The sequence below is a fragment of the Burkholderia sp. 567 genome (genome assembly GCF_040545115.1).
Classification (GTDB): Bacteria; Pseudomonadota; Gammaproteobacteria; order Burkholderiales; family Burkholderiaceae; genus Burkholderia; species Burkholderia ambifaria.
In genome coordinates, this window is record NZ_JBEPLG010000006.1 from 107,346 (window position 1) to 123,826 (window position 16,481).

8 protein-coding genes are annotated in these 16,481 nt (G+C 61.2%); all 8 read left to right on the plus strand.

The window, feature by feature from the left end; all coding sequences use genetic code 11:
- The first annotated feature begins 100 nt into the window (after positions 1-100).
- The 8 genes from ABIC50_RS18630 (at position 101) to tssF (ending at position 16,471) form a co-directional block, all read left to right on the plus strand.
- Complete coding sequence (locus tag ABIC50_RS18630; RefSeq protein ID WP_354166054.1) at positions 101-1,855, plus strand: ABC transporter permease; 1,755 nt, start codon at positions 101-103, stop codon at positions 1,853-1,855.
- 11 nt (positions 1,856-1,866) lie between these two features.
- Positions 1,867-3,213 carry an ABC transporter ATP-binding protein gene (locus ABIC50_RS18635; RefSeq protein ID WP_354166056.1) on the plus strand — a complete coding sequence of 449 codons (1,347 nt, stop codon included), beginning with the start codon at positions 1,867-1,869 and terminating at the stop codon, positions 3,211-3,213.
- Between the two features lie 736 nt (positions 3,214-3,949).
- A complete protein-coding gene (locus tag ABIC50_RS18640; RefSeq protein ID WP_354166058.1) occupies positions 3,950-6,301 on the plus strand; it encodes a type VI secretion system Vgr family protein in 2,352 nt (783 codons plus the stop codon).
- 5 nt (positions 6,302-6,306) lie between these two features.
- A complete protein-coding gene (locus ABIC50_RS18645; RefSeq protein ID WP_354166060.1) occupies positions 6,307-8,556 on the plus strand; it encodes a peptidase M23 in 2,250 nt (749 codons plus the stop codon).
- 977 nt (positions 8,557-9,533) lie between these two features.
- Positions 9,534-9,794 (plus strand): PAAR domain-containing protein, encoded by a 261-nt coding sequence (locus ABIC50_RS18650; protein WP_354166063.1) that lies wholly within the window; start codon positions 9,534-9,536, stop codon positions 9,792-9,794.
- The gene (locus ABIC50_RS18655; protein ID WP_354166065.1) at positions 9,794-11,125 is read left to right on the plus strand and encodes a KPHS_23130 family T6SS system protein; all 1,332 of its coding nucleotides are present in this window, start codon (positions 9,794-9,796) and stop codon (positions 11,123-11,125) included. Before ABIC50_RS18650 ends, ABIC50_RS18655 begins: the two co-directional genes overlap by 1 nt.
- Positions 11,091-14,624, plus strand: coding sequence for an ImcF-related family protein (locus ABIC50_RS18660; RefSeq protein WP_354166067.1), 3,534 nt, complete (start codon positions 11,091-11,093; stop codon positions 14,622-14,624). The genes ABIC50_RS18655 and ABIC50_RS18660 overlap by 35 nt, the downstream gene beginning before the upstream one ends.
- A complete protein-coding gene (gene tssF, locus ABIC50_RS18665) occupies positions 14,621-16,471 on the plus strand; it encodes a type VI secretion system baseplate subunit TssF (protein WP_354166070.1) in 1,851 nt (616 codons plus the stop codon). The genes ABIC50_RS18660 and tssF overlap by 4 nt, the downstream gene beginning before the upstream one ends.
- Positions 16,472-16,481 lie beyond the last annotated feature (10 nt).

The following is a 16,481-nucleotide window of genomic DNA, read 5'->3' on the forward strand; positions in this document are numbered from 1 at the left end:
ACTCGTCCGCCCGACGCCCGGGAATGTGTTCCGGGCTGCACCCGCTGACGCGGCGATCGGCCGCCCCCCATCGATTTTCAATTCGACCAAGACGCTACCGATGGATATCCGTTTCTTCGACCCGAATCGCACCGCCAACGCATCCGCGTGGCGCGTGCTCCCCAATCGCTGGGACGCGGTCGCATTTCCGTTGATCATCGGCATACTCGCGATGGCGATCGTCGGCTTCCATCAGACGCTGGCGCCGATCGCGACCCTGCAGACGCAGAAGATCTCGCTCGATCCGTCGAACCTGCCTGAATACGCGTTGCGCACCACGCTGCGGATGCTCGCCGCGATGGTCGCATCGCTCGCGTTCACGCTGGTCTACGGTACGCTCGCCGCGAAGAGCCGCCGCATCGGCATGGTGTTGATCCCGATCCTCGACATCCTGCAGTCGGTGCCGGTGCTCGGCTACATCTCGTTTACGGTCACGTTCTTTCTAGCGCTGTTCCCGGGCCGCGTGCTCGGTGCCGAGCTGGCCGCGATCTTCGCGATCTTCACCAGCCAAGCGTGGAACATGACATTCAGCTTCTACCAGTCGCTGCGCACGGTGCCGCGCGACCTGAGCGAAGTGTCGCGCGGCTTTCACCTGACGTCGTGGCAGCGCTTCTGGAAGCTCGAGGCGCCGTTCTCGATGCCGGGGCTGATCTGGAACATGATGATGTCGATGTCGGGCGGCTGGTTCTTCGTCGTCGCGTCGGAGGCCATCACCGTCGGCAACCAGACGATCACGCTGCCGGGAATTGGCGCATATCTCGCGCAGGCAATCTCGGATAAGAACCTCGGCGCGGTGGGCTGGGTGATCGTCGCGATGTCGGTCGTGATTCTCGCGTACGACCAGTTCCTGTTCCGTCCGCTCGTTGCGTGGGCCGACAAGTTCCGGATGGAGAACACCGCGTCGGGCGATGCGCCGCAATCGTGGCTGCTCGACATGATGCGCCGCACGCACCTGATCCATCAGTTGCTGGTGCCCGCCGGCTGGCTGCTGTCGCAGGCCGCGCGGATTCCGTTGCGCGCGCCGTCGCTCGCGGACAGTCGCTCGCGCGCTGCGTCGGCGGGTGGTTCGTCGCGCATCGGCGATATCGTGTGGGGAACGTTCGTGATCCTGATCACCGTGTACGTCGGATGGCGCGTCGTCAGCTTCGTCGCGACCGGCGTGACGATGGGCGAGGTCGGCCACGTACTCGTGCTCGGTCTCATCACGCTGCTGCGCGTGCTGGTGCTGATCGCGATCGCGTCGGTGGTCTGGGTGCCGCTCGGCGTGCTGATCGGGCTGCGCCCCGCGCTCGCCGAGAAGATCCAGCCGCTCGCGCAGTTCCTCGCCGCGTTCCCCGCCAACCTGCTGTTCCCGGTGTTCGTGATCGCGATCGTCCACTTCCACCTGAACGCGGACATCTGGCTGTCGCCGCTGATCGTGCTCGGCACGCAGTGGTACATCCTGTTCAACGTGATCGCCGGCGCGATGTCCTATCCGAACGACTACAAGGAAGCGACGAAGAATTTCCGCATCCGCGGCTGGCAGTGGTGGCGCCAGGCGATCCTGCCCGGCATCTTCCCGTACTACGTGACCGGCGCGATTACCGCGTCGGGCGGCGCGTGGAACGCGAGCATCGTGTCCGAGTTCGTGCAGTGGGGCGACACGAAGGTCGTCGCGCACGGCCTCGGCTCGTACATCGCGCAGACCACCGCCGCCGGCGACTTTCCGAAGATCATCCTGGGCATCGCCGTGATGTCCCTGTTCGTTACCTTGTTCAACCGTCTGCTGTGGCGTCCGATGTACGCCTATGCGGAATCCCGGCTCCGTCTCGATTGAGAGTAAGCGCGATGCAAAATTCGACCGTTATCAACGCCCCCGTCAAGACGTCCCAGCCGTTGCAGCCGCCGCGCCTCGGCGAGGAAATCCTGCGTGTCGATCACGTCTGCCGCGGCTTCAACAAGACGCAGGGCGAATTGCTGGTGCTCGACGACGCGAACCTGTCGCTGCGCGAAGGCGAGATCGTCGGGCTGCTCGGCCGTTCGGGCTCGGGCAAGTCGACGCTGCTGCGGATCATCGCCGGGCTGATCGAGCCGACCGGCGGTGAAGTGACCTATCTCGGCAAGCCGCTGCGCGGGCCGGCCGAAGGCGTCGCGATGGTGTTCCAGACCTTCGCGCTGTTCCCGTGGCTGACCGTGTTGCAGAACGTGGAAGCCGGGCTGGAGGCGCTGGGTGTCGGCGCACGCGAGCGCCGCGAGCGAGCGCTCGCCGCGATCGACCTGATTGGTCTCGATGGTTTCGAGAACGCGTATCCGCGCGAGCTGTCGGGCGGCATGCGCCAGCGCGTGGGCTTCGCGCGCGCGCTCGTCGTCGATCCGACGATCCTGCTGATGGACGAGCCGTTCTCGGCGCTCGACGTGCTCACGGCCGAAACGCTGCGTACCGACCTGCTGGATTTGTGGACGCAAGGCCGGATGCCGATCAAGTCGGTGCTGATCGTCACGCACAACATCGAGGAAGCGGTGTTCATGTGCGACCGGATCCTCGTGCTGTCGTCGAACCCGGGCCGCGTGATCGCCGAGATCAAGGTGCCGTTCAAGCATCCGCGCAACCGGCTCGACCCGGCCTTCCGCAAGCTGGTCGACGACATCTACGCGAAGATGACCGCGCGCCAGACCGACGAGGCGACGAAGAAGGGGCTGGAGCTTGGCAGCTGGCTGCCGCAGGTGTCGACCAACCTGATGGCCGGGCTAATCGAGACGCTCGCGATGGCGCCGTACCACGGCCGCGCGGACATGCCGGAAATCGCGCGTACGCTGCATCTGGAAGTGGACGAGCTGTTCCCGATCGCCGAAGTGCTGCAGTACCTCGGTTTCGCCGACGTGCGGGAAGGGGACGTGTTCCTGACGCCGCCCGCGCGCGTGTTCGCGGAGTTCGGCACGCAGGAGCGCAAGCTGATGTTCGCGGATCACCTGCTCAAGCACGTGCCGCTCGCCGCGCGCATCAAGAAGGTGCTGAACGAGCGCCCGGGCCATCGCGCGCCGCGCGTGCGCTTCGAGCAGGAGCTGGAGGATTTTCTGTCGGACGGCGCGGCCGAGGAGACGCTCGACGCGGTGATCGACTGGGGGCGTTACGGCGAAGTCTTTTCGTATAACGACAAGACGGAGGTGTTCAGTCTTGAGGATGTGGAGTCGTGAAGTGTGCGAGTAGACACGTACGGGTCGACATTTATCTGCCATTGATGTCGCGATCGGCGCCTGCCGCACTGCCGGCAGCGCTGCCGAACCGTCCGGCCGTTACGGTGCCGGCCAGCCCACTGAAGCGCTATCCGATCAGATCGGCAACGGACACGCACGTCGTCCCGGCTTCGGCGCCACACCATGCCATGCTGCTGTCCGATCGTACTGCCGGTCTAACGGCCCCCGTTAGTCATCTCAAGAACAGCGAAATCGAATCGCACTATCGCGTGACAATTTTATACATTGTTCGGTTCAGTTATTTCCTGCTCTATTGGATCAATATTGTACGGAAGTGCGTGAGTTTCGATGATGTTTTGTTGAGTGTTTTTCGAGCGCTCACGAGCGCAAATTTTCGGGTGTGATTTTCCATGATGCGAAAGAGCGTCGGCGCGTGTCTGGCGTGTACCTATGGAGCAAGGGCTTGCGGGCCCATCACCCCTTCCGAGATTCGGCTTTGTCGGAGTTGTGAGAGGAGCGGTGTTGAGGTAGTCCAGGGGGAACAAAAATAGATTTAATCAAATTCGCCCCCGTGGAGTCAGGTATATCTTAAAAATAAATGACTTATCAGCCGTCGAGATGAGTGTGTTCATTCCCGTGAGCATATGCTTCACTGACGAGAGCGTAGTGGCACTGCGTCCCCGAATGCATGAATGGACGAACGTGCCGGTATATAACCTCTCGTTCAACAGCAGCCATGCTAACCATTCAGGATGTGCTGAAGCACCCCGGTTCGGTCGTTACCCAACCTCTGCATCTAGAGATCGCGACGCTGGACGCGCCGATCTCCGTTTTGTCGTTCGTCCTGACCGAGCAAATGAATACGCCTTTCCTCGCGGACATCACCGTGACGTCGGCGGACAAACGGATCGATGGCGCGGCGATTGTCGGTCGGCCGGCGATTTTCACCATCGAGGAGCACGCGTCCGTGCCGTCGATGGCCGGCATGATCGATCCGGTCCAGCATGCGGCGCGTACCGTGCATGGCGTCGTAACGCAATGGACCCGAGTCAAAACGTCTCGTGACGAAGCGACCTATCAACTACACCTGAAGCCGCGTCTCTCGCTGCTCGACGAGGTGCACGATTCGGCCGTATTTCTGGACAGGTCGCTTCGCGAGCTGCTGACCGACGCGATCGTCGATCGAAACCTGTTCCAGTCCTTTGATGTCGAGTTCGAACTGGAGGGGCTCGACGGGAAGTTCGAACAAACGGTGATGTACGAAGAGACGGTCGCGAACTTTATCGATCGGCATTGCCGACGCGGGGGCGTCTATTACTACTTCAAGCAGGCCAGGAAAGAGGACGGCCCGCAACGCGACACGTTGGTGTTCGGCAACACGCCGCGCGGCTATATGCGAGCGCTCGAGGTGCCATTGCTGCCGCATTCCGGTCTGGTGAACTGGCACGAGGCGATTCTGACGCTGGAAGCCACGCGCGCGCTGGTACCGCAGAAGGTGCGTGAATGGGATCACGACTATCGCGTACCCGACGATCCACTGCAGGTCGAAGCGGTCGTGGCCAACGATGACCGCTCGGTGTATGGAAGCGTGAACCGCAGCATCGAGCATTTTCATTCGGTCGAAGAAGGGCAGGCGCTGGCTGACGCACGGCGCGATGAACTGCTCACACGGCAAATGCGGCTCACGGGTACGAGCAACGTCATTGGCATGACGCCCGGGATGGTGGTGCGGATTGTCAATGACGTGGTGCCGGAGGCGCCACACGGGATGGTGATCACGAAGCTCGTCACGACCGGCGACCGCAGCCAGTCAGTCATCAACACCTTCGAAGCGATCCCCGCGCATCAGAGCTACCGGCCGGAATATGTTCCTGAAAAGCATTGGCGATGGGTTGCCGGCATGCTGATCGGTGTGGTCGAGTCAGGCGATGACGAGCCATACGCGTGGATGGATGAATACGGCCGTTATCGCGTCCGGCTGCTGTTCAGCCGGCACAGCGGCAAGCGCGGAACGAACAGCATGCCGTTGCGCCTGCTGCGTACCTCCGCCTCGTATCAGGGCGGCCTGCACATTCCGCTGCTGCCGCGGTCGGAAGTACGCGTCGTCGCGACGCAAGGAAATTGCGATCGCTTGCTGATCGCGGGGGCGCTGCATGACCATGCGCGTCGGGACCTCGTGCACGGCAAGGAGGGCTGGTATAGCCGCGCCGTGTTCCGCTCTCCGTTGCTCGGCAACAAGCTGCGCTTCGAAGATCTGAAAGACCACGAAGGCATCCGGCTGGCGACGGTCTTCGGGCAGTCGTCGCTCAACATGGGCAATCTGGTCGACCGCGCGAAGAACAAGCGCGGCGAGGGCTTCGAACTGACCACGCAGCACTGGGGTTCGGTACGTGCGCCGAAGGGGTTGTTCGTCTCGGCGGATGCAGGTGGCGGGTCCGAGATTCCGCACCTCGATATGCCTGCCGCTGTCGCGCAGCTCAAGGCAGCATTGGAGCGCGTAACGGAACTTGCGGCCACGACATCGCAGATGAAGGCCGCGCCTGCGGATCGCGCGACGCAGGCGGCGCTGCTCGACGGCCTGAATCAGCTTCGCGACGCGGGGTTGCTTGCCAGTGCCCCCGGCGGCATGGCGTTCGTGACACCGAAATCGGCGCAGCACTCGGCTGGCGAGAACGTGATCGTTACCGCGGGCCGGGATATGGATGTGAGTGTCGTCAGGCGCCTGCGGATGGTGGCCGGTGACCTGATCTCGCTGTGTGCGCACAAGCTTGGCATCAAGATTTTCTCGAAAGGGAAAATCGAGTTGCAGGCACAACGCGCTCCGATGGATCTCTTTTCCGACGAGCAATTGCACGTGTCGAGCGCCAACGCGAACGTACTCGTGAACGCCAAGACAAGGGCGATGGTGACCAGCGGCGGCGCGTCGATGACCATCGAGAACGGCAATGTCGTCTTCGAGTGTCCGGGTGAATTCCGTATCAGGGCGGCCTCGTTCAAGTTCGAAGGGCCGGGCAATACGTCCATCAGCTTGCCGCAACTGCCGGTGAGCGAATACCAGCCCAGCGCCAAGTACAGCCACACACAGTAACGACCATGATTATCAGCCCCCCGTTTCTGCCCGAAGCCGGTCTCGCAGCCCCGACCGGGACGAACCCCGATCCGATGATGGATGCGGTCGACAAATTCGAATGCGACCACGGCGTCTATCCGATCGCGATTGATCGGCGCTGGCATTGTGGCGTGCATCTGCAGCCCGATACGAAGGGCAAGGTGCACGCGATTGCTGACGGCGAGGTTGTTGCCTACCGGGTCTGTCAGCATGGGGTGGACGGCGGCGTAAGCCATCCGGGATTTGTGTTGCTCAAACATACGACCGAGACTGGGGAAGGCCGCACGCTGACCTTCTATTCGCTATACATGCATCTGCTGCCGCTGGCGGAGTACCAGCAGCACCGGGCGAATGCCAAGGAAATGCCTGAGTTCCTGCGCCTGCCTACTGGTTCGGTGAACAAGGGGCAGGTGACGCCGGCGGTCTCGGCGGACGGCAAGAAGGTCCGGCGTAAGGACGTGTTGGGGTGGCGTGGCGAATATGAGGGCATGCCGCATTTGCACTTCGAAATCTTCATGTTGCCGGCGGATTTCGACGCTTATTTCGGGTGTACGCAATTGGGTAAGGGCACGCCCACCTCGCCAACCGGAACGGATTGGTGGGGGCATGCGTATTTCGTCATTCCGGCAGGCAGCACGTTTCGTCGTCTGCCTGAGAAGGCCGATGCCCACAACAAGTTGCACGGAATCGAGTTCAAGCCAGCTCAAGAGGGCTCGAACGCGCTGCCGTTGCTCGTTGAGACCTACTTCAGCGTCGGCTCGAAATACACCAACGTCTGGAGCCTGGCGCAAGACGGCACTCGCACGCTGCTCACGCCGCAACCCGTCGAGGAAAAGGACTACGAATACGATCTGTACAAGCGTGCGACGGCGCTTTATTCGTCATGCCCAAGTGACGGCTACGAACTGCTGCGCTTTGGTCGCATCCTGTCGCCGTCCCAGACGCTGGCGGACAATGCGCGCGCGACGTGGATGAAGGTCAACTGGGCGGCAGACAAGGTTGGTTACATCGATATCAACGACTCCGGCATTCACAAGTTCTCGGATGCGGACTTCCTGTCTTGCATGGGCTGGCAGAAAGTCAGTGAGGGCAATACGCCGTTCAGCAGCGACGGACTGTGCGATGTGGATGCGCTGAAGACAATCCTGAACGATGCTGCTCCGCACGACGTACCAGCGGTGGCAGGGGAGACGGCGGAAGCTCACAAGAAGCGAGTGCTGTGGGCGTATGTGAAAGGTAATGCCCGGGTACGGCGGCAGTTGCGCGGCCTTGTCTGCCATGCGCCGAGTGAGTGGGATAGTACAAACAACGAAGGGCGCTATGCGCGACTACTCGATGAGGGCGGCTTCTACCACGGTAATGAGAAGGGCTATAAGGATTTCTTGAAGTACCTGAAGGAGGTTCAGTTTTGGGACAAGACGGGGCTTCCGGCGGGGCAGAAGCTATGGTTCTTTCATCCGCTTGCCTTTATTCGGCATTTCAGGAAATGTGGTTGGTTAAGCAAGGGCGAAACTGCTTACTGTATTCGTAGCACGATCAGGGAAAAGGGGCGTGAGGTTGCTCCGCTCTCAAGATCCGTCGTTATCAAACGGCTTAGTTATGCGACGGAACGACGCCCCGCAAATTTATATGTAAGTTTTTATATTGTTGCTAGGAAGTATGGAATATCGTCCAGCCGTTTGCGCCTTGCGCATTTGTTCGGTCAGTTGACGGCGGAAACAGGGCGCTTGGAATTCATGCTTGAAGGTGGTGAGCCTTCATACTTCGATAAATATGAACCTGGCCACCCGGAAGGCGATAATCTCGGCAATACGGAGAGAGGTGACGGTGTTCGCTTTAAGGGGCGCGGATTGATTCAGGTTACCGGGAGATATAATTACCAGTTCTATGGAAAATATCGAGGCAAGATTTTCAATACGGATGCAACAAGCTCTTTGCTTGTAACTGATTCTTATAATACATGTGACGCTTCTGGGTGGTATTGGGTGTCGAAACAGCGACAGCGGCTCGTTAAAAATCCGATAACCCGGAAAGACGACGTGGTTCCCCTTGGTAAGCTCAGCATCAATTACTGGGCCGATCGAGGGGCCAGCGAGGCTGAGACACTTCAAGTTACGAAGTGTATCAATCCGGCCGGGATAGCTGCTGATTGGCGAAAGCAAGGATTTAATAACGCCTGGTACGAGCTCAATGATGAAGTGGTGCCGAATGCTGACCACAAGCCCGTAATGTGAGGTGAGGAATCGTGAGGCGAGTCATTCTACTTGGATTGAGTATTTTTGGCTTTATGGCTTTTGTGGGTTCCGCGAGCGGCAAGGAACCTGAGAGAGTGTTGAGGGATGATTGTCATTTGTCGTTTGCGATTCCCAATGGTCTTGAGTATGTCGACGCGGGGCACACCATCATGTTAGGGAAAGACGAGTGCTACATACCGTTTCTATACATAGGGAGGCTACGGCTTAAACGAACTGGGCCTATGCCGCGCATGCCCGACGACTGGCGCGCTTTGACAGATTTTGCCCTGACTGTTGAGGCGATTCCGTTAGCGGATAGGCTGGCGCAGGTTGAGTCGGCAGACGGAGCGGCCCAAAACGGTCTATTTAGGGCGGTCTCGAAGGAGCATGTTCAGTTGCCAGGTGGTGATCTCTATGTCATGAGCTACTCAGCAATAAAGCCTACGGGGAGCGTTGTTAGATATCAAAAACAACAACGGGTTTTCGTTGCTGGTAACGGCACCCGATCGATTGTCTTCCGTCTGTATTACGGAGATCGGACGTCGAACGTCGGTAAGGAGAGGGAACACGCTTTCAAGTATCTATTCTCGTCATTTCGATTTTTTTGATCTCGCATGCGAGATGGAATTGAATTATGGTTTTTTTGAGAGTGCTGTTTGGTGGCGATGTGAAAATTAACGAATTCCGGCGAAATTTATTTGCAGCGACATTGCTTTTTTGTGGTTTGTCTTGGGCGCATCGGCCTCATATGCGACGAATGGCACATTTGACGGCGGCGGGTGCGATCTGTTACGTGGCTACATTGGCTTTTGCGAAAAAACCCGATGCACCACCGGCAATATTTGTCTCCGCCATTATTGAAAAGCCACCTACTCCGGGTGGTAGGCTGAGTAAGGAGGCGCGAGGTAAGGTGGCTGCAATAAACGCGATCATTCGATCCATAAAGATCGATAAATGGTAGTCAATCATAATATAAAATGAAATCTCCGATCCGCCAAGGCGACAAACTCGAACATGGTGGCGAAGTCACCAGTGGCTCACCATGGACGATATTCATGAGCAAGCCGCTTGCCCGCAAGGGCGATGATGCGACTTGCAACCTGCATGGCCCGACCGTCATCGACGAAGGCGCCAACAAGTTTCCCGATCGCGACAACAAGCCATTCGCGCTGGATGGCCATCGCTGCGCATGTGGCTGTCGGTTGATTTCGTCGCTACCGAACGTCCACTTCGAATAATGCCCGTCGACCTCTCTCAAGCGGGATGCCCGAGCGCCTATCCGAGCCGTCCACGCGTCTGGCCGTGGTGGTTCTGCATCTGGCTCGCCTGCGCGGTGTTCGGGGCGGCGATTGTGCTGCTGACGTGGCCGAATGGTGAGCGGGCGGGCAGCCCATGGTTCTGGTTCTGCGTCGTCGGTATTCCGAACGGGCTTTTCGGCTTTCTCTTCGCAATCGAGCGCGCTCGTTATGAGGCCATGTGGTACCGCACATACCACCGGAACCTCCATCGCGACCGATGGCTGGCGGAGCGCATCCGTGTCGCACAGCAGCCGCTTCGGATCCTTGGCGTCGGCTATTGCTTGCCCTTGAACGATCGGACGCTTGCACAGACGATTCATGCGGGTGTGCGTTTGCCGAGACAGCAGCAGCCACGTTCTGGCGCGGGCGTCATCGAGCATTGCCGCTTCGATGATCCGTTGGAAGTATCCGACGCAGCTTACGAGCCCGACATGGCCGATCAGACTGAAGAGAGCGATGCCGTAGCAGAGGCGCCGCCAAAGCGTCCCGTTACCGAGCTCGCATGCAAAATTGCCGAAGCGCTTGAACCCCTCGCCGCGAGCCTGCACGCGCTCACGCACTACGAAGCGGCCCACTGGCCGACAGTGCGCGTACTGGCGGAGCCCGGCGAAGAAGCCGTCCGCGCGCAAGAGGTGCGCGACGCGCTGCAATTGGCTGGTCTGCCGCCCCTTACAGTACTGCCGACACCGGCTTCGCACGGCTTGCTGGTCGCGGATGCGTGGCTCGATGCCCGCGAGGCATGCCCGCTGCTTGTGATCGCAACGGTCTGGCATGAAAAACAGCCTCCGACCGGCAGCACGGAGGGATGTGTCGCGATGCTGCTCGATGCTGGCTTCTACCGTCTACCCGAAGGTGTACCCGTGCTTGCAAGTCTGCATAGACCCGTCGAAGGCAAGGCCGATGAGATCGAGTACGGTTTCGCGAATGCCGTGATCTGGGGTGGGGCAGATTTCGAAGCGGTGACGCGTGCCTGGGTCACGCGTGCCGTTAAGCGTTGCAATCAGGGGTTGCGCATCGCGAACCTGGAGGCACTTGCGAACGGCGACGCCCAATGCGATCTCGCCTACATCGTCGGCGATTTTGGCAATGCGAGCGGTTGGCTGTCCGTCGCAGCCGCTGTCGAATGTGGTGCCGCGGACGCGCCGCAACTGATCATCGACGGCGTGCAGTCCGCCGTCATTCACGTGCTTCCCGGTCCACACGGGAAGGAATCTTCGTTGCCTGGAAACGCTCAGCATGACCGATCCGAAACTGACCTTGAGACCGCTTGACTCGGCGCCCGCTGTGGAGTCTGCGCCCTCCGGACGCCTCGCGCTCTGGGGCGTGGTGGTGGCGGCGCTGATCGCCGCGGCGTTCGCGATCGGCCTCGTATGGCGCCGCGGTGACCTGTTCGATCTCGCGCCCGGTGTGGCGCGTATGCAAGTCGTGATCGCCATCGTCATCGCCCTGATTGTCTTCGTCGCCATGCATCTCTGCTTGTTTTTTATCGGTGCATACGCCATTGCAGGACAGTTGTATCGCAGGGATATCGGTGAAACGATGAAGCCGCAGAAGCCGCTGAAACACGACGCCCGGCTGCAGCGCATGGTCGACGAACTACGTGCGTCGCAGGGTTGGCGCTGGCGATACCGGTCACCGTGGCTGATGGTGTGCGGTCCGGACAAGTTGATCGACCAAGTCGCACCGGGTCTGAAGCGTGCGGGTGCGATGTCCGTGGACAACGCGATCCTCGTGCATGCGGCACCGGACGGTGTCGAAGCGGGCGCGTGGCGACGACAAATCCGTGAGCTCCGGCGCAAGCGGCCGGTCGACAGCGTTGTGCATGTCACGCACGTGGACGAGCGCGATACTGAACTGCCCCGCGTACTCGCCGCGATTGCCGCCGACCTTGGCTGGGCCGCGCCGGTCACGCTCCTCCACGCAGTGCCCACACAGAGCGATCGATCCGAAACGTTCGAGGCGATGGGTGCATTTCCGGGGCCGCCGTACGCGAGCGGGCAGACTGCACTCGCGTTGGCCGATCAGCTTGCCGCGCTCGAGCGTGATACGGCGGAGGCGGGCGTTCGCCTTTGTACCGAGCCCACCCGCATCACCTATCCGGCCGAAATCTCGCAATACATCGGAAAACAGTGCGAACACATCGTCACCGGGTGGCAAGCGCTTCTTGCTTCGCGCTGGCTGCGCGCGCCGCTGGCGGGCGTGATGTTCACACCTGTATTTGCGACAGCCGCGCCGACGCCGGTGCCGCTCGCCGCGGACGGCAGCGCGACTGTTCCGAACGTGCCGATCGAGTTCGCGCCCCAACCCGCCGCACTGCTGCCCGCGTGGCGCGCAATCGCCAGCAGGCAACGCATTGGACGGCGCGTCGGATTTTACTGGCGGAACACGCTCGCGATGTGCTTGATCGTTGCGACGGTGGCGTGGTGCGTATGGATGACCGCGTCGTTCGTCGGCAACCAGCGACTCATGCGCGCGGCGCAGGCGGCGGCGAGCGCAGCGGTCGACGCGCGGCCGCAGACGGCCGCCGCCTGGCGCGCGCAACTGGCGCTTCAACAGTTGATGGAAAAGCTCGAATACCGGCAGCAGCATGGCGTACCGTGGTACCTGCGCGCCGGCCTGTCGCGCAATGACGATATCCTCGGCGGCCTTTGGCAATCTTACCGAATCGCAGCGACCCGCAACTTGCAGATGCCCGTCGTGCAAACGATCGGCGAGCTGCTGCGGGTCGCGGATCAGGCACGTGCCGACAGCCTTCAATCGCAGGACGCGCGGGGCAGTACCTACAATGCGCTCAAGACCTACCTGATGCTCGGCGATCCGGTGCGCGCCGATCCGGCGTTTCTGAAGCGCTTGCTTGTCTCGCTGTGGCCGCGCCCCGTGGAGATGCCGCTAGGTGAGCGTGGCGATACCGGTCGACGGCTCGCAGGGTTTTACGCCGATCACCTGAAAACGCATCCCGAATGGCGAATTGCGATGGACGATCGCATCGTGACAGCGACCCGCAACATGCTGATCACGCAAATGGGGCTCGCGTCGGCTGACGACACCGTGTATCAACGCATCCTCGACGACGTCAAAAACAAATACGCCGACGCGTCGCTCGAAACGCTCCTGAATGGCGCCGATGCGCGCGGGATGTTCGAGGCATCGCAGACCGTGCCGGGAATTTATACGCGCGCGGCGTGGGACGGCATGATCGCCGCGGCGATCGACAAGGTCTCCGGCGAGCGCGAAGTCAGCGGCGATTGGGTGCTGACGGGCACGCAGTCGCAGCAGACAATCGGCAACACGCTCGCGCAGGGCACGATCCAAACGAAGGCGATCGTGGACGAGAAACATGCAGCCGAGGAATTGAAGCAGCGACTGAAGGCACGGTATTTTGACGAGTACACGGCTGCATGGCAGCGCATGCTCAACAGCATGCAGTGGCAACCGGCGTCCAATCTCAATGGTGCGGTCGAGCAGCTTTCTCGGCTGGCGGATGCACAGACTTCACCGCTGATCGCGTTGATGAAATCCGTGCAATATCAGGCGCAGGCGGGGCGGCCGTCGCAGGCGCTGGCGGACACGCTGGTGAGAACGGCGCAAAACCTGATCGGGACTGACGAGCAGGTGGTGGCGGCCGTTGTCCACCCGCTCGACAAGTCGTTCGGTCCACTGCTGGTGCTGATGGGCGACACAAGCCCTTCACCTGCCGCTGCAAACGTGAAGCGCACCACGCCGGCCGACATCGCGCTGAACGGAGTGAGCCTGTCGCGTTACCTGACGGCGGTCACGATGATGCGGCTGAAGCTGCAACAGATCGCGAGCAGTCGCGACGCGCAGGCAATGGCGCGTTCGCTTGCGCAGGCAGTGTTTCAAGGCAAGCTGTCGGAATTGTCCCAGGCCCGCGATGACGCGGCGCTCACGGCAGCGAGCCTCGGTACGGCGTGGGCGGGGTTCGGCAATACGGTGTTTGCGCAGCCGCTCGAGGCGGCATGGCAGACGATTCTGCAACCGGTCGCAGCGAGCCTGAATGAGGCATGGCGAGCGAGTATTGCCGCGCCGTTCAACGCGGCGATGAGCGGCCGCTATCCGTTCTTCGATACGCAGGCCGATGCGTCCTTCGCGGAACTTGGACGCTATGTGCGACCCGATACAGGTTTGATTTCGCGCTTCGTGACGACCCAACTGGCCGGGGTGATGAAACCCGAGGGCGACCATTGGACGCCAAACGAGCTTGCACCGCAGGCATTGCAGTTCGACCCGAAATTCCTGAGCGCCATCCGGCAGCTGTTGACGGTTGGCGCACAGCTCTACGTGCAGGGCGACGCGCGGGAGAAGTTCGAAATGATGGCACTGCCGACGCCGAAAGTGACGCGCTCGGAACTGTCGGCCGACGGCACGCAAATCGTCTATTTCAATCAGCAGGAGCGCTGGACGCCCCTGGCGTGGCCAGGCTATGGCCTGAACGGGCACGCGGGGCTGACATGGCAAACGCTCGATGCGGGCCTGCGGCAGGCGTTCGATTCGACCGGAGATTGGGCGTTCCTCCGTCTGCTGAGCAAGGCGGACATCAAGCAGCTTGACAGCACGCGCTATCGGCTCACGTGGAATGCCGGGAACGAACCGCTGTCGTACGTGTTGCGTACACAAGTGGGTGCCGGGCCGATCGATCTGCTGAAGCTACGCGGGTTCCGCATGCCTGATCGCATTTTCGTCGTCGGCAAGGCGGGCGTCGCGTCGACGATGCCGCTCCTGCCGCCACTGCCGCCGGATATCCAACCATGAGTGAAGACAAAAACGAGTCGACGTGGCCTGAAGGGCTCGGTTTCGGTGCGGAAGACGACCCATACCTGCGCTACTTCGATGCGGAGATGCGTTACCTGCGCGAAGCGGGCAGGGAATTTTCGAAGGCCCAGCCGCAAGGTGCGCGCCGTGTGGGAATGACGTTGCCCGGCGCGCGCCACGACAGTGTCGAGCAGACTTACGAGGGTTTCGCGTTCCTCACGAGCCGGCTGCGAATGAAGCTCGACGACGCGCTGCCGGAAATCACCGATCCATTGCTCGATCACTTGTGGCCGCACGCAGGTCGCACGGTTCCGTCACTGGCAATCCTCGAGTGCGTGCTCCGCACCGGCGAGGCGCGGATGCTCGATATCCTGCCGTCCGGGTTGCAGGTCCATTCGACACCGGTGGGGCCGGACGGGACGATATGTGTCTACCGAACCACTCAGTCGATACGTCTGTTGCCGCTCAGTGTGCGCGAGGCGGGTGCGTGTATGCGCGAGGACGGCCGTACGGTGATCCGGCTGGCGTTTGACTTGCTGCACCGCGAGCAGCGGTTGCTGGACGACCTGTCGCGTATCCGGCTATACCTGCATGGCGACCGGCCGACTGCATCGGCGCTCTACGCGGTTTTCACGCGCCAGATCGAGTCGATCGGCGTGCGCATGCCGCGCATACTCGACGGCCAGCTACAACCGCGGCCGGCGATGACCGTCGAGGCGGCAGGCTTTGGCGCGCAGGCGCGACTGTGGCCCATCGATCCCGATGCGCGTGACGCCGGTCTCGAGCGCGAGCGTACGATGCTTGAATATTTCGCGTTTCCTGAGAAATTCCATTTCGTCGATTTGTGCGGTTTCGACGCGGCAAGTGTGCCACCGGGCGAAACGCGCGTTGAATTCGATATCGTGATCCGGGACCGGATACCCGGTGACGCCACGTTCGGCGCAGACAACATCCGGCTGTTTTGCACGCCGGTGATCAATCTGTTCGAACTGGACGCGCAGGCAATCCGACCCAATGCACACGACCGCGACTATCCGGTGCGCGCCCCGGCGTCGGCCGGCGCGCACGTCGAGCCCTACGACGTACTGTCGGTCGTGTCGACCGATCCGCGCACCGCCAGGCAATACACCTATCAGTCGATCAAGGAATTCCGGCACCGCGGCGGGATGATCCGACACGAGTCGCCGGATCGGCACTACCACTCGTCGATTCGGCAGGGCGTGACGGGCCAGCGCGAGATGATCGTGACGTTAGGCGGGCAGGTATGGGATGAACCGGGCAGCTTGCCGGACGGGCACGTAACGGTTCGGGTGTTGGCAAACAATGGGCGCTTGCCGCGTATGGCGCTGCGGGAATCGATGATTGCCACGCCTGCTTCGACTTTCAACGGTGTCGAACGCGTGTGCAATCTGACGGCACCCACGATGCCGCTGTACCCTCCGCGCGGTGGGGACTATGGCTGGCGGGTGATCTCTCACTTCAATGGAGCCGGCACAACTGAACTGAACATGATGGACGCGAATGTGCTGCGCGGCGCACTGTCGTTGTACGACTGGACGCGACAGGACGAAAACCGGCGACGTGTCGACGCGATTCATTACGTTTGGCTCGACGAGGAAACGGAACTGGGCGGTGCGCGTGTCGACCGCATCGTGAATGTGAACGTGGGTATCGAGCCGACGGGTTTTACCGGCCCGGGTGACGTCGCACTGTTCGGCGACGTACTCAGCCGCTTCATAGGCCGCTACGCGTGCTTCCATTTTGCGGTACGGCTCGTTCTGTATGAAGGCGTGGCCGGTCCAATCCGGCGCTATCCATGCACGATCAAAACGGGAGACTGGTTGTGACACTGCGAAT

Coding starts and splice junctions, on each gene's coding strand:
- ABIC50_RS18630 (WP_354166054.1), top strand. CDS start 101: ATGGATATCCGTTTCTTCGACCCGAATCGCACCGCCAACGCATCCGCG.
- ABIC50_RS18635 (WP_354166056.1), top strand. CDS start 1,867: ATGCAAAATTCGACCGTTATCAACGCCCCCGTCAAGACGTCCCAGCCG.
- ABIC50_RS18640 (WP_354166058.1), top strand. CDS start 3,950: ATGCTAACCATTCAGGATGTGCTGAAGCACCCCGGTTCGGTCGTTACC.
- ABIC50_RS18645 (WP_354166060.1), top strand. CDS start 6,307: ATGATTATCAGCCCCCCGTTTCTGCCCGAAGCCGGTCTCGCAGCCCCG.
- ABIC50_RS18650 (WP_354166063.1), top strand. CDS start 9,534: ATGAAATCTCCGATCCGCCAAGGCGACAAACTCGAACATGGTGGCGAA.
- ABIC50_RS18655 (WP_354166065.1), top strand. CDS start 9,794: ATGCCCGTCGACCTCTCTCAAGCGGGATGCCCGAGCGCCTATCCGAGC.
- ABIC50_RS18660 (WP_354166067.1), top strand. CDS start 11,091: ATGACCGATCCGAAACTGACCTTGAGACCGCTTGACTCGGCGCCCGCT.
- tssF (WP_354166070.1), top strand. CDS start 14,621: ATGAGTGAAGACAAAAACGAGTCGACGTGGCCTGAAGGGCTCGGTTTC.